This is a genomic window from Chitinophagaceae bacterium (assembly GCA_007695095.1).
Classification (GTDB): domain Bacteria; phylum Bacteroidota; class Bacteroidia; order Chitinophagales; family REEL01; genus REEL01.
The window spans coordinates 1-14,112 of sequence record REEL01000089.1 but is presented as its reverse complement, the minus strand read 5'-3'; the positions used below and the strand labels follow the sequence as shown (position 1 = coordinate 14,112).

General features: G+C 35.6%; 14 protein-coding genes. 12 read left to right on the top strand and 2 right to left on the bottom strand.

Translation table 11 applies throughout. From position 1 onward, the window contains the following. The first annotated feature begins 11 nt into the window (after nucleotides 1-11). Nucleotides 12-596, top strand: coding sequence for a carboxypeptidase-like regulatory domain-containing protein (locus tag EA412_05300; protein TVR80086.1), 585 nt, complete (start codon nucleotides 12-14; stop codon nucleotides 594-596). A gap of 204 nt (nucleotides 597-800) precedes the next feature. Beyond that, the gene (locus EA412_05295) at nucleotides 801-1,448 is read left to right on the top strand and encodes a hypothetical protein (protein TVR80085.1); all 648 of its coding nucleotides are present in this window, start codon (nucleotides 801-803) and stop codon (nucleotides 1,446-1,448) included. Between the two features lie 98 nt (nucleotides 1,449-1,546). On the opposite strand, the gene EA412_05290 is transcribed toward EA412_05295, so the two are convergent. Beyond that, on the bottom strand, nucleotides 1,547-1,774 hold the full coding sequence (locus EA412_05290; GenBank protein TVR80087.1) for a hypothetical protein: 228 nt from the start codon (nucleotides 1,772-1,774) through the stop codon (nucleotides 1,547-1,549). 35 nt (nucleotides 1,775-1,809) lie between these two features. Continuing rightward, on the bottom strand, nucleotides 1,810-2,064 hold the full coding sequence (locus EA412_05285; protein ID TVR80084.1) for a hypothetical protein: 255 nt from the start codon (nucleotides 2,062-2,064) through the stop codon (nucleotides 1,810-1,812). A 468-nt stretch (nucleotides 2,065-2,532) separates the two neighbouring features. Between EA412_05285 and EA412_05280 the strand changes: the two genes are divergently transcribed. The 10 genes from EA412_05280 (at nucleotide 2,533) to EA412_05235 (ending at nucleotide 14,024) form a co-directional block, all read left to right on the top strand. After that, complete coding sequence (locus EA412_05280) at nucleotides 2,533-2,889, top strand: helix-turn-helix domain-containing protein (GenBank protein ID TVR80083.1); 357 nt, start codon at nucleotides 2,533-2,535, stop codon at nucleotides 2,887-2,889. Nucleotides 2,890-3,198: 309 nt separating this feature from the next. Then, nucleotides 3,199-4,152 (top strand): SDR family NAD(P)-dependent oxidoreductase, encoded by a 954-nt coding sequence (locus tag EA412_05275; protein ID TVR80082.1) that lies wholly within the window; start codon nucleotides 3,199-3,201, stop codon nucleotides 4,150-4,152. A 503-nt stretch (nucleotides 4,153-4,655) separates the two neighbouring features. After that, nucleotides 4,656-7,289: a T9SS C-terminal target domain-containing protein gene (locus EA412_05270; protein ID TVR80081.1), complete on the top strand. Its 2,634-nt coding sequence runs from the start codon at nucleotides 4,656-4,658 to the stop codon at nucleotides 7,287-7,289. Nucleotides 7,290-7,672: 383 nt separating this feature from the next. Continuing rightward, nucleotides 7,673-8,635: an NAD(P)-dependent alcohol dehydrogenase gene (locus tag EA412_05265; GenBank protein TVR80080.1), complete on the top strand. Its 963-nt coding sequence runs from the start codon at nucleotides 7,673-7,675 to the stop codon at nucleotides 8,633-8,635. A gap of 146 nt (nucleotides 8,636-8,781) precedes the next feature. Continuing rightward, on the top strand, nucleotides 8,782-9,198 hold the full coding sequence (locus EA412_05260; GenBank protein ID TVR80079.1) for an N-acetyltransferase: 417 nt from the start codon (nucleotides 8,782-8,784) through the stop codon (nucleotides 9,196-9,198). Nucleotides 9,199-9,574: 376 nt separating this feature from the next. Further along, entirely contained in the window at nucleotides 9,575-11,170 is a 1,596-nt protein-coding gene (locus EA412_05255; protein TVR80078.1) for an arsenical pump-driving ATPase, read from the top strand. A gap of 2 nt (nucleotides 11,171-11,172) precedes the next feature. Next, the gene (locus tag EA412_05250; GenBank protein ID TVR80077.1) at nucleotides 11,173-11,508 is read left to right on the top strand and encodes an ArsR family transcriptional regulator; all 336 of its coding nucleotides are present in this window, start codon (nucleotides 11,173-11,175) and stop codon (nucleotides 11,506-11,508) included. A 19-nt stretch (nucleotides 11,509-11,527) separates the two neighbouring features. Beyond that, nucleotides 11,528-12,157, top strand: coding sequence for a protein-tyrosine-phosphatase (locus EA412_05245; protein TVR80076.1), 630 nt, complete (start codon nucleotides 11,528-11,530; stop codon nucleotides 12,155-12,157). Then, on the top strand, nucleotides 12,154-13,185 hold the full coding sequence (gene arsB, locus EA412_05240; GenBank protein ID TVR80075.1) for an arsenical-resistance protein: 1,032 nt from the start codon (nucleotides 12,154-12,156) through the stop codon (nucleotides 13,183-13,185). The genes EA412_05245 and arsB overlap by 4 nt, the downstream gene beginning before the upstream one ends. Nucleotides 13,186-13,337: 152 nt before the next feature. Next, nucleotides 13,338-14,024: a hypothetical protein gene (locus EA412_05235; GenBank protein ID TVR80074.1), complete on the top strand. Its 687-nt coding sequence runs from the start codon at nucleotides 13,338-13,340 to the stop codon at nucleotides 14,022-14,024. Nucleotides 14,025-14,112 lie beyond the last annotated feature (88 nt).

Sequence of the window (14,112 nt, the reverse complement as noted above, 5' to 3'; positions counted from 1 at the left end):
AAAAGCAACTCATTAAGTTTATAGACAAAAAACAAGCAAATTTTTGTGTTATATTAGACCAGAATCAACTTAACATAAAACTACATCATCCACAACAAAACACTTACCGCTCACGACTCTATAAAATACTTGCAACCCTCTTGTTTGCCGGGACTACGCAAAGCACTTTTGCTACAGACAACAAAACACCTGCGGAAATAGAAACTATAATTCAGCAAAATACGCGTGATTTAAGTGAAACTTTTGACCAAAAGAAGATCGAAGACAGTACAACACATGCCATAAAAGGACACATAAAAGATGCACATACAAATGAAGATTTACCTTTTGCTTCTATAAGGTTTAAAGACACAAAAATAGGCACAGTAAGTGACCTTGACGGAAATTTTAAACTCAATATTCCTGACACGCTTAAATCCGACAGTATTTTTATCATAATTCAAAATGTAGGTTATGAGGAACAAGTGATTGCAATTGACAAATCAGATACGCAAATTTTAATTGAACTGATTCCGAATGAAAACCGGAAGCATGATATCATTTATGTTGGAAACATAAGTGTTCAAGAAAAAAAATGGTGGCAATTTTGGCGATAGTTTTTAATGACTTTTAACATGTTTAATGAAATTAAATGATCTGGGCAATGAAAGAGCTAAGCAAATGTTTCCAGATCAATTTTGATAATCCCCAACTCTCAGTAACTTCTAAAAGTCAGGCAACTTTCCGTTTTGAACTACGGACTTTTATATTTAGAACAATAAGAACAATTTCATTCCGTTACTTTTTAATATGTGTTAGTTATGGTAAATAAAATATTAATAAATTCTTTGCTGGTTTGCCTGATTTTATTTTCATCCTGCAAAAAAGATGAATCAAAACCTCATGCCAATATTGAATGGATAAAAATTGATGTTCCTAATGCCAGTACTATTCATAGCTTAAGTGGAAATATTGAAAATGAATTAATTGCCGGTGGGTTGAGTAAAATATTCAAAACATCCAATCAAGGTAATACATGGACAGTTGTTCATGATGGTATTACTGCTTATGAACTCCGAAAAAAAGAAGACACTTTATTTGCTATAGCTTTGTATAATCACACCTATAATGACTACTTCTCTCTTGACAATGGTGAAACTTGGCAGCTTTCCCCTGAAAAATCTTTTGAGAACTTACGTACTAATATTGTAACTGCTTCCAACGGAATAATATATAAAATTCTAAGATCAGAAACATACCCTAAGCAACCAGACAAAGTACTAATGTCTTCTGATGGTGGTTCAACTTGGATTGATATTTTTCCTTACAAGCGATATATTTATACAATATACTTGGATGATGATGACAGATTGTATATTGGAGCAAATGGCTGGGAATGGAATGAAGATATAAATAGTTTTGACTCAAGTACCGGGAATAATAAAGGAATAATATATTATATTAAATAAAACGGAATAGAGCATTGACTACTCTGTCGCAAGCGTCCTCGCTTGTGACATGTTGTTTCAAAATAAATATAGCATTTCCAAAAATGCCAATCCTTTTCTCATTTATACTTTTCTTTCAGGTCTTCAACTGTATAAAGGTCTTCTTCTTCGTGTAAGAAATCAAAAGCCTTGGATTTACTGCTTAGTTTTTCAATTCCTTTTTGCAAACAGTATTCATCATGTTTTTTTAAAATAAAATCTGCAAAATCCGCAACTTCCCTGACTTTATCTTCAGGTAATTGCTGCAGCATTTTGAGTGTTTTTTGTATGATATGCTCCCTGGTCAAAATAAATTCCTTTTTATAAAGATACACATCTAAAATTAAATTTGTTCTTCCGGTTCCCAGTAACTTCTTCTTAAAATCAGGTAGCTGTCTGTTTTACCTACGGACATCTGCATTTTTTTAGATAAAGCTACAGCGAGCAGGGTTTTCAATACTTGGACACTTTGTCCAAGTTCGAAAGGTTTGTCAGTTTCCAAACCCGAACCTGGACACCATGACCAAGTACCTGTCCAAGTTTTATCAATCAGCGTTAACAACATACTTGTAGTTAGGTGAATTACTATCTTCTCCATTATCACCGATAAGACCAAAGAGTTCAAAAAAAATGGTGGCAATTTTGGCGATAGGTTTTAATGGCTTTTGATATGTTTAAGGTGGTTGGTGAAAACACACAACCACGGCGGGAAACCAGAAAGAACTGTAGGATGAGATAGAAATAATCATCCTCATCCATTGCCGTTGGCTTCAGCCAACGGAGATAGTTTTAAATAGCAAGCCGGCTTTAGCCGCATGAGTTACAGTTTAAAATGTGGCTAAATCCACTGAACAGTCCTGATTTTTAACAGTCAGCTAAAGCAGACTGCAATGGATTTTGGCTATGAGCTTGGGGTATGGTTTGTATCCCACTCGTGCCACCACTCAGAGTGGTGGCACGAGTACTCAGGAATAATTGATTATAAGGATTTTTATTACTTTAGTGTGATGATAACTTTCAGCCGGAAGCTGTTTAGCGAGATATTGACGCTAAAAATATTTAAGACATGAAAATTAAAGTAATTAAAACTGAACAAGAATACAAAAAGGCATTAGCGAGGCTTGATGAAATTTTCGATGCACCTGTTCATTCTAAAGAAGGTGATGAAGCCGAACTATTAACCCTTCTGATTGAAAAATATGAAGATGAACGTTATCCAATAGACGCACCGGATCCTATTGAGGCTATTAGATTTCGAATGGAACAAATGAATATGAGTAATAAAGACTTAGCAGAAGTGATTGGATACAAAAGCAGGGTGTCAGAAATTTTGAATCGAAAGAGAAAACTGTCTTTAAACATGATAAGACTACTGCATAAAAAATTAAGAATACCTTATGAATCTTTGTTAGCAGAATATTAACCCCGCTTTCAACAGCTTCTTCTTAAATTTAGGCAACTGTCTGTTGTTTTTAAATTCGGACTTTGGTATTTAGTAAATCATTTTAAGTTCAAATTGTGGTTGGTGATAACACACAACCACGGCGGGGAAGCAGACTGCAAGAGATTTTTCCAATGAACCTGGGTGTTTGGTTTATAGTGGTTGGTGAGAACACACATGCACGGTGGGGGAAGGTATGCCAGCACTTAGTTTAAATTTAATTTTTGCTAAATTAATGTTCAATTGTTAACTTTGTAGCAAAAATGAGCTTCTGGAATTAATATTTTATAAATGAAAAACAGAACCGTACTCATAACCGGTACAACTTCCGGAATTGGAAAAGCTGCGGCACACATTTTTGCGAAAAATGACTGCACGCTTATTATGGCTTGCAGAAATATGGAAAAAGGAAGAGAAGTGCTTGAGGAAGTTAAAAAAGCTTCCGGAAATGAACAGGTAAATCTCATGCAGCTTGATGTTTCATCTCAGATGTCTGTAAAGAATTTTTGCAAGGTATTTAAGGAGAAATATAATAAACTCGACAACCTCATTCACAATGCTGCTTACTTTAACCATGGAAGTCCTTATAAATTAAGTGAGGATAACCTGGAAATGACTTTTGCAACAAATGTTTTTGGCCCCTTCCTTTTAACCATGTTGCTTAGGGACTTGTTAAAACAGTCAGATGATGCCCGCATACTTCATGCCGGCAGTAATATTATAAAACATTTTTTTAATCCGAAACTTAAAATTAATTTCAGCAATCTGCGTGGAGAAAACCCGGATGATCCTGCATATAAGGTTTACGACTATTACAGGAACTCTAAAATGGCTTTATTGATGTTAAGCTTAAAAATGTCCCGAGAATTTAAGGCCGATGGAATTCAGGTTAACTGTTTACAAATTAACGGAGCACAAATGTCGAAATCCGCATTGCAAAAGGTAACACCTGGATACCGAATGATAGCACATATTCAAAACCTGTTTTTCCCGCCTACATCTTTTATGGCAGGGATTTATTATGAATTAAGTGTTTCAGAACGCTTTAAAGGAATGAGCGGTAAATTGTTTAATCATAAAATGGAAGTAATGATCCCGGGCAAAGAAAAACCCGGTTTACCGGATATAATCAAACAGCTTGCAGGCTCTGCTATCTACCCTTTGTATGCAGAAAATAAAGTGGTTCAGGATGAATTGTGGGAGCTATGTAATTCCCTTACCGGTGTACATTCACATCAAGGCTAAGTGCAATAAAGAATGCGGGCTTGCATAGGGGAGAGGATACCAAAAAGCAACTACCACTAATCGTTGATCGTCAATCTTGTAAAGGTGGTTGGTGATAACACACAAGCACGGTAGGAAACAGACTGCAATGGATTTTGCCGATTGACTTGTTTTTAATCCACAAATCTCAGTAGATTCTTCATATAATCAAGTATTTGCATTTTATAACTGACTTTTTTGTTTTTAGTGCCAATTTAATACCACTTTAGTGTAATCGTAATTGTCAGACAGAAGCTATATAACAATTTGTGCTTAGTTATAACACATAACTATGGTTGTAATAATATTGCTTTAAGCTTTAGAGCACTTCAAATTATCAGCAGACAGCTAAACTTTAGAATGTAATTATGTGCTAAGTTTTTTTTTCAAAATATACTATAATTGTTAAAGATATGCATATATTTGATACAGATTATATAAAGAAATATCCATAGTTTATTAATTCATTAACCAACTACCTACTAATGAAAAAATTTATCTTTTTACCCTTATTATGCATAATTTGCATATTCTCAGTTAATAAATTAAAAGCTCAGGGTGTACCTAATGATGCGGCCGTTAATAATGTGTATACCATGGGAACCATTGCTATACCCAATATAAATCCGCATGTTGTTACAGCCCTTATAATAAACGCAGGAACAACTGCTATGAGTAATTTACCGGTTACCCTGACTGTAAGCGGGGCAAACTCATTTACAAATACGCAAACTATTTCCAACTTAGCAGTTGGCGATAGTGTAATTGTTACTTTTGATGGTTATACATCCACAAATACGGGTACCAACACTGTTAATGTTTCCATACCGTCAGATGGTAATAATGCGAACAATTCAATTTCAGTAACACAAACTGTAAATAACAACTCCTACAATTATGCTTACGGGCCTGTCGCAGCCGGGGGAGCAGGTTTCAATGGGGCAGAAGGACAAATAGCTGTTAAGTTTACTACAAATACCCCCATATCAATTGATGCAGTTAATATATCTTTTAATGTAGCCAATCAGTCTTTTCAGGTGGGTATTTGGGATGCAAGTGGTGCCGGAAATTCACCGGGCTCTGTCATATATACATCTCCTTCTCAAAATTCAGTAATGGGTGCAAATACTGTTACTATAAATCCCGGTATAAATGTCAGCGGCACTTTTTATGTAGGTATTCTTCAAAAGAGTACAACTAATATGGGATTAAATTATCAGGTAGAATCACCATTGAGATCAAACACATTTTATGCTTCTTCTCCAATTGGCGGCTCCTGGACTGATTTTGCAAATATAGTTGACTTTAGAATAATGCTGGAGCCGGTATTTAGTCCGGCACAAGCCGTAGATGATGCAGCAGTCAGTAATATTTATACAATGGGCACTATTGCTATTCCTTTTGCAAATCCGCATGAGGTTTCTGCACGTATTACAAATACAGGAACCACTCCAATAAATAACTTACCTGTTACTTTAGATGTTACGGGGGCAAATACTTTCTCCGATACACAAACTATTGCAAGTCTGGATCCGGGAAATTCTGCAATTGTAACTTTTGACAGTTATTCATCTACAAATACCGGTGTAAATGAAATTACAGTTACTGTTCCTGACGATGCTAATAATAATAACAATTCACTAATGGTTAATCAAATTGTGACTAATGATTCATATAATTATGCTTATGGTACAAACTCTGATGGTGGTGCAGGTTTCAACGGAGCTCAAGGAGAAATTGCTGTAAAATTTAATACAAGCCTTGCCACTACAATTAATGAGGTTAAAACATTCTTTGATGTAGCCAATGAGCCTTATCTATTAAAAATTTGGGATGATGGTGGTCCGGGCGGTACTCCTGGAACAGTTTTATATACTTCATCAAGTCAAATATCAGGAGTTGGTGCAAATACTGTGTCTGTAACCCCACCATTAAATGTAGATGGTACTTTTTATGTCGGCGTTGCACAAACAACAACAACGAATGTGTCATTGAGCTTTCAGAATGAAATCCCTTTGCGTTCTCAAACATTTTATGCAGCAACACCAATTGGTGGTAACTGGATTGATTTAGCAGGGGCTGTCGATTTTAAAGTAATGATAGAACCGGTATTTCAACCCTGCTCACCACCCGGCCAACCCACAGAAATAACAGGAAATACTTCCATGTGCGAAGGTTCTACTGCTACATATTCTATATCGACTATAGCCGAAGCAACTTCTTATACATGGAATTTACCTTCCGGATGGACAGGAACATCCACAACTAATACAATATCAGCTACTGCCGGTTCAAGTGGTGGTAACATTACTGTTACGGCTAACAACTCATGTGGTAGCAGTGATACATTAAGTTTTGCAGTAACTGTTAATTCATTGCCCGCACAGCCAAGTGCAATTAGTGGAGATATTGATGTCTGTGAAGGAGTTGCAGTGACTTATACAGTTGATACTGTTGCAGGTGCTACTTCATATATTTGGGATTTGCCTTCCGGATGGAGCGGTACATCTTCAAACGATAATATTACCGTAACAACAGGCAGTAATAGCGGATCTATACAAGTGTCTGCTTCAAATAGTTGTGGCGCAGGTCCTTCGCAATCACTTTCAGTTAATATAAATTCACCGGCGGTAAACCTGAATAATTTTGAAAATGTATGTATAGATGCAGAGCCTTTTAATCTTACCGGAGGTTCTCCTTCTGGTGGAACATATTCCGGTTCAGGAGTGTCAGATGGTGTTTTCTCTCCTGCATTAGCAGGAATTGGAACACATACCTTAACTTATTCTTATAATGATGGAAATTGTACCGGTAATGCTACACAAAATATAATTGTTGAGCAATGTACACATATTGAAGAGAAATCAATTGCTAATAGTCTTACCATCATGCCAAACCCGGTGAATGACAGGCTTAATATTCAGTTTTATAATGAATACACCTCTAATTCTATTATTAAAATCTATTCTGCTGAGGGGAGACTGATTTTTTCTGAAAATGTTCTTCCAATGGCAGCTTATGAAAAAGTAATAGAAGTAAGCGGATTTGCTAAAGGTTTATATTTTATTCAAGTATTATCTGAAGAAGGAGCTGTCAATAAAAAAGTTGTTGTTCATTAGTTTGAAATGAACAGATTGTAATAAGGGTTTAGGACGTAGGGGATAAAACTAATCTTCGTATTTCAACATGACATAGACGAGCAATTCAGAATGTCAGGAATACATGTGTGTATTACCTATAAAAACATAGGAAGCAAGCCATTAACATCAGAGTGTACAGAAGGAAAAGTAATTAAAATCAATTGCATAGAGGAAGAGTGAAGAAACCTGCCCATCCTGTAAATAGGCCTCTATTACCGAACAGATTAGAACTTTTTCAAATCCCCAACCAATTACATCTTATTTTTATATTTTTGAAAATTATATCAGTTTCTTTAGACTGAACTGATGAATAGAGAGCTTCGGTGCTTTTTTAAATTTATACGAATAAGAATCAATAGAAAATGAGAGCAGTTGTTTATGAAAAATATGGACCGCCGGAAGTTGCCCAATTAATGGAAGTTCCTAAGCCGTTACCAAAGGATAATGAAGTATTAATTCAGGTTTATGCATCTACAGTTAACCGTACAGATGCCGGTTTTCGGAGTGCAGAATATTTTATTTCTCGATTTTGGACCGGATTATTTCGACCTAAAAATAAGATTTTAGGATGTGAGTTTGCCGGTATCATTGAAGACATAGGAAAGGATGTAACAACTTTCAAAATAGGGGATAAAGTTTTTGGTTTTAATGACAAAACCTCCGGAGGACACGGAGAGTATTTAACAATTGCTGAAACAGATGCAGTAACAACGATGCCTGAAAACTTAAGTTTTGATGAAGCGGCTGCACTTACGGAAGGATCACATTATGCCTTAGTGAATATTAGAGCGGCAAAGGTTGAAGCCGGACAAAATGTTTTAGTCTATGGAGCAACGGGTGCAATCGGTTCTTCAGCAGTTCAACTCTTAAAACACTTTGGAGCAAATGTAACGGCTCTTTGTAATACAAAAAATGTAGAACTGGTAAAATCATTAGGAGCAGATGTGGTGATTGACTATCAAATACAGGATTTTACGCAGACAGAAAATACATTTCAATTCATTTTTGATGCGGTCGGCAAAAGTTCATTTAAGCAATGCAAGCCTTTGTTAGCCGAAAAAGGCATCTATATTTCAACAGAATTAGGAAAAAATGGAGAGAATATATTTTTGGCACTTACAACACCATTTCTAAGTAAAAAAAAGGTTCTTTTCCCAATCCCGTCTATTAGCAAAGAGGATGTTAATTTTTTAAAAGAATTAGCAGAAAAAGGAGCTTTCAAACCTGTAATTGACAGACATTATTCACTTGATCAAATCGTGGAAGCATACAGATATGTTGAAACCGGTCAAAAAACAGGAAATGTAGTGATAAAAGTAATGTGAATAAAACCGGTTATAAAACTACACAAAAATCAGTAACAAATTGAAAGTATTTTATATGAGTTTATAATCTATCTTTTTTACATTAATAAATATGAGAGGCGAAAATTTCATTTCTTCAGTTATCATAATAATTTAAAAAAAATAAAATGATCAACATAGCTTTTAGTTTTGAAAAAGATATTGAATTTCAAAATGTTCTTGCTCTTTATGAAAATGCAGGATGGACTGCATATACTTCAAATCCAAAGAAATTACAACAAGCAATAAATCAATCATTTTTTGTGATAACTGCATGGCATGGAACACAGCTTGTTGGATTTTTGCGAGCTGTTGGTGACGGTCTGACAATAATTTATATTCAGGACATTATAGTTTTAGACAGCTTTCGTAGGAAAGGGATTGGAAAAGAGATGATTAGAAAGACTTTGGATAAATTTAACGATGTAAGACAAATATTACTCCTTACAGACAATACACAAAGTACAATTGCATTTTATGAAAGTGTGGGACTTCAACAAACAAAAAACTTAAAATTAGCCTCATTCATCCGTCTTAAAAACTAGTAATTGGGTAGAGTTAACCCTTTTTTCTTAGCTAAAAGTAGTTTTTTCATTATTCATCCTTAGGATCGATGTAGTCCGGCTGATTTATTTTTTTAATTGATAAAAAAATTGTATTTTTAAGAATAAAGCTGAGCATTTTCAGTAGGTTGTAGCTGATTGCAAGCAGAATTGAATGAAGTGAAAATTTTAGCATGCTAAGACATACCAACTTTCACAAAACTAAGCAGCCACAGATTTCAAAAGTTTTACGACTGCCCGGCTTGTTGGCAGACAGCAAAGCATTAACAACAGTAATAAAAATTAAAAAAATAAAAAACATGAAATTTAACATTAAAATTAAGGATATTAAATCGGTAGAAGAAATTAGTGACAGGGGGTGCAAAACCTTTTTGCCATCAATATTAATCCCGAAGTTTCGGCTGATGAATATCGCAAGAGAGTAACAGAACCTTTGTACGACATACTTCCCGAAGCAGATATAAAAAAAATGAATGAAGAGCTTTCCGGTGCTTGTACAACAGAAATAGCTTCTTTTGATGAATTTTCACGTTTTATATCGGGTGAAAATGAAGGGGGTAGCTTTGATATAGTTGTTTTTGACACAGCGCCAACCGGGCATACCTTACGTTTATTAGAATTACCGGCTGCCTGGGCTTCTTTCTCGGAAGAAAATCCCGAAGGGGCTTCTTGTTTGGGCCCAACATCTGCTTTGAAAAGTAGTCAGGAGCGTTACAAAAAGGTTGTAGCTACTTTACGCGATGCTGCACAAACGACTTTTTATCTGGTCTCACGAGCTGAACAATCCTCTTTGAAAGAAGCCGCAAGGACAAGCCAGGAGCTGAATGAATTAGGTTTAAAAAATCAAGAGCTGTTAGTAAATGGTATTTTCAAATCTCTGGATACAACAGATTCATTTGCTAAAAAAATGGAATTTATGGCACAAAAGCAATTGGATGCCATTCCGGAAATACTTCAAAAAATGCCAATAAAAACTTATCCATTACTTCCTTATAATGTGTTGGGTATCGAAAAGTTACGCTCACTTTTAGTTCCTGAATTACAAGAAAAATTGGTCAATGCCAATCTATCAAAAGGCACAGATTTAAATCATGTTTTGAATGGAATAGACACTCTGGTTGATGAGCTTACCGAAAAGCAAGACCACGGATTAATCATGACAATGGGGAAGGGGGGCGTTGGAAAAACAATAGCAGCATCAGCTTTAGCCGTTATGATAGCCCAAAAAGGTTTTGATGTACATCTCACCACAACCGATCCGGCAGCACACGTCCGGGATTTTATGGATCAGTTAGATGAATTGCCCGGTAATATAACTATAGACCGCATTGACCCGAAAAAGGAAACAAAAGCTTATATCGATAAAGTGATGGAGCAAAAAGGCAAAAAAATGGATGATCAGGGTATAAAACTGCTACTGGAAGATTTAAAATCACCATGTACTGAAGAAGTCGCAGTTTTTCATGCCTTTTCAAAAGCAATTCAACAGGCAAAACGAAAATTTGTAGTGATAGATACCGCTCCAACCGGACACACTCTGTTACTTCTGGATACTGCCGGAAGCTATCACAGAGAAGTGATGCGTAATACAGGCATGGATCCTGCTAAAATAAAAACCCCTTATATGTCATTGCAGGATACTAATCTCTCCAAAGTGATTTTAGTGTCTCTTCCTGAAACTACCCCCATGCGCGAAGCAGCAGCTTTGCAGGACGATTTGAAGCGAGCGGGTATACATCCATTTGCATGGATAATTAATCAAAGTCTTTCTATGCAAAAAAATATTAGTGATCCTCTATTAAAAAGCAGGGCATTAGCAGAAGTGAAAGTAGTAAATGAAATAGATGAGAAGTTGGCTGCAAAAATTTACGGGATTCCTTATATAGCTGAAGAGCAACTGCTACCGGCATTATTGGAATTTTACTCAATGAATAATATTGTTAAAACAGATTAAAAATGGGCGTTACAAAATCAGATTTATTTACCCAAAAACAAAATGAAATTGCTGCTTTTGCCAGGGTCTTTGCTCATCCGGCCAGAGTTGCCATTATTCAGCATTTGCTGAAGTCCAATACTTGTTGTAACGGACATTTAGTCGGTGATCTGGGATTAGCACAGGCTACCATCAGCCAGCATCTGAAAGAATTAAAAAGCATTGGTATTATTCAGGGTAACATAGAAGGGGTTAAGGTGAATTACTGCATTAATCCTGAAAAATGGATAGAAGTAAAAGAAGTTTTTAATACTTTATTTGAAAAATATACACCATCTGATTGCGATGTTGATTGTTAAATAATACTGAATACAATTAATGAAACAACATAAGTTATTCCCGAAAATTCAAGAGTTTTTGGACTCAATTGATATAAGTACTATTTCGCAAGACAGAAAAAAAGTTTTACAGCATTTGATTGACTACCTTCAATCGAAAGTTAACAACAAAGAAGAGGTAAGACTAAATTTTATTTGTACGCACAATTCCCGAAGGAGTCATCTGGCACAGGTATGGACACAAGCCATAGCTGCCCATTTTGATATCTCAAATGTCTTTTGCTATTCAGGAGGTACAGAAGCAACTGCTTTGTTTCCTGTGGCAGCAGAAACGTTAAAAAATACAGGTTTTGAAATCAGTTTGCTTTCAAAAGGAACAAATCCGGTATATAGCATTAAGTTTTCAGAAAATACGCATCCGGTGATCGGGTTTTCAAAAACCTATGATGACAAATTCAATCCAATATCAATCTTTGCAGCAATTATGACTTGTTCTCAGGCGGATGATGGCTGCCCTTTTATAGCAGGTGCCGAAAAGCGTATTCCAATTACATATAATGATCCAAAAGAGTTCGATGGCACCCCGCAACAAGCAGAAAAGTATCATGAACGAAGTCTGCAAATTGCCACAGAAATATTTTATGTATTCTCGAAAATTATAAAAAAATGATTACCCCCAAAAAACAAATAGGATTCTTTGAAAAATATTTATCCCTTTGGGTAGCCATATGCATTGGTATCGGTATGTTAATCGGTTATATCTCCGGGGAAAATATGCAAGTGCTTGCTGATATTGAAGTTTATAATGTAAATATCCCTATAGCTATTTTAATCTGGCTAATGATTTATCCTATGATGTTACAGATTGACTTTTCCAGTATCAAAGGAATTGGCAGAGCGCCTAAAGGTATTATACTAACGGTGATTGTGAATTGGTTGATTAAGCCCTTCACAATGGCATTTTTTGCATGGATATTCTTTGAACATATATACGCTGCCTGGATAGATCCTGATTTGGCAGGGGAATATATTGCAGGTGCTATTTTACTGGGTGTTGCTCCATGTACGGCTATGGTTTTTGTCTGGTCTTATTTAAGTGATGGAGACCCGAATTATACACTGGTACAAGTATCTGTAAATGATTTGATTATATTAGTTGCATTTGTTCCTTTAGTGGGTCTTCTTTTAGGGATTACTGACATTACTATTCCTTATGGCACCTTGGTAGCTTCCATACTTATATTTGTAGTTATTCCTTTAGTTGCAGGAGTAATTACCAATAAAATTTTAGTAAAAAAACACGGAAAAAAATGGTTTGAAGAGGTATTTCTCCCCAAATTTAAGCCGGTTAGTATTATCGCCTTACTTTTAACGCTGGTATTACTTTTTGCTTTTCAGGGACCAAATATTCTAAATAATCCGTACATTATTTTATTGATTGCAGTTCCACTTACAATTCAAACTTATTTCATTTTTTTCATAACCTGGTTTGCCGGACGAAAACTTAAATTACCACATGCTATTTGTTCTCCGGCAGCAATGATAGGCTCCAGTAATTTCTTTGAATTGGCCGTTGCGGTTGCTATAGCTTTATTTGGATTGCAAAGTCCGGCTGCATTGGTAACAGTAGTTGGAGTATTGGTTGAAGTCCCGGTGATGCTTAGTTTAGTCGCTCTAGCCAATAAATGGAAATATTAATTTTTTATTTAGTTTTTCATTAATATTTGTTGCAAGCACATAGTCTAATACATATTATTTCAGAAACAATTTAATAACTTTTCTTTGATATTAATTGTATAATAATTATCTTAGTATTGATATATTATATCACTTGATTTAAAAAATGAAAAATGAAAAAATTAGAGAGTTTTCTGAAAGAAGCTGCCAGTGGGACACATATTTTACCTTTATCGCATGAGGGGATAATACCGGGCTCGATTTTAGATGCCAGATGGGCAACAACCCTTAGGAATTGGTTTAGGGTTAATGTAATGAATAGGGGGAAAATACTCAGAGCTTTAGGGAAAAGAAAAGGTGAAGCCTGGAATCTGTTAGATGTAGATAGTAGTAAATATGCCTCAAAATTTGAAAATGGGAGTTTATTAACAGGAACTCTGCAAGATCGTTTTGATTTTTCCGGAAGTCTGGACTTGAAACCATTTGGAATAGACTTTAAGGCTGAATTTGACGAGACGATAAATTCTCAAATCTTTGTGTCAGAGGTTAAAGTGCAAGTATTCCGGGAAGGTTTTGCCGGTCATGAACTTAGAAGAAAACTACGTGAGCTAAAAGAAGTAAATGATTCGAGATATGGTGATGTAGATGAATGTTATTTAGTTGTCGAGTGTTTTCATTTAGAGGGCTTAAGATGGGAATTCAGCAGTGATGCTTTAAGAAAGATAAAAGCAGTACTTGATAGTAATAAAATTGATATTAATGCACAGGCAGGCCTTGAGTGGGGCGGTGCATCATCATCATCACTTATAATTTCAGGAACATCTAAAGCACCTATTGCAGTCAGAGGTCTTAAAATTTAAACAGCCGGAGACCTATCTAATAGTGTAAAAATTTAACAAAAAAGCCGGAACCGGGTAAAACCCTGATTCCGGCTATATAAACAAACCT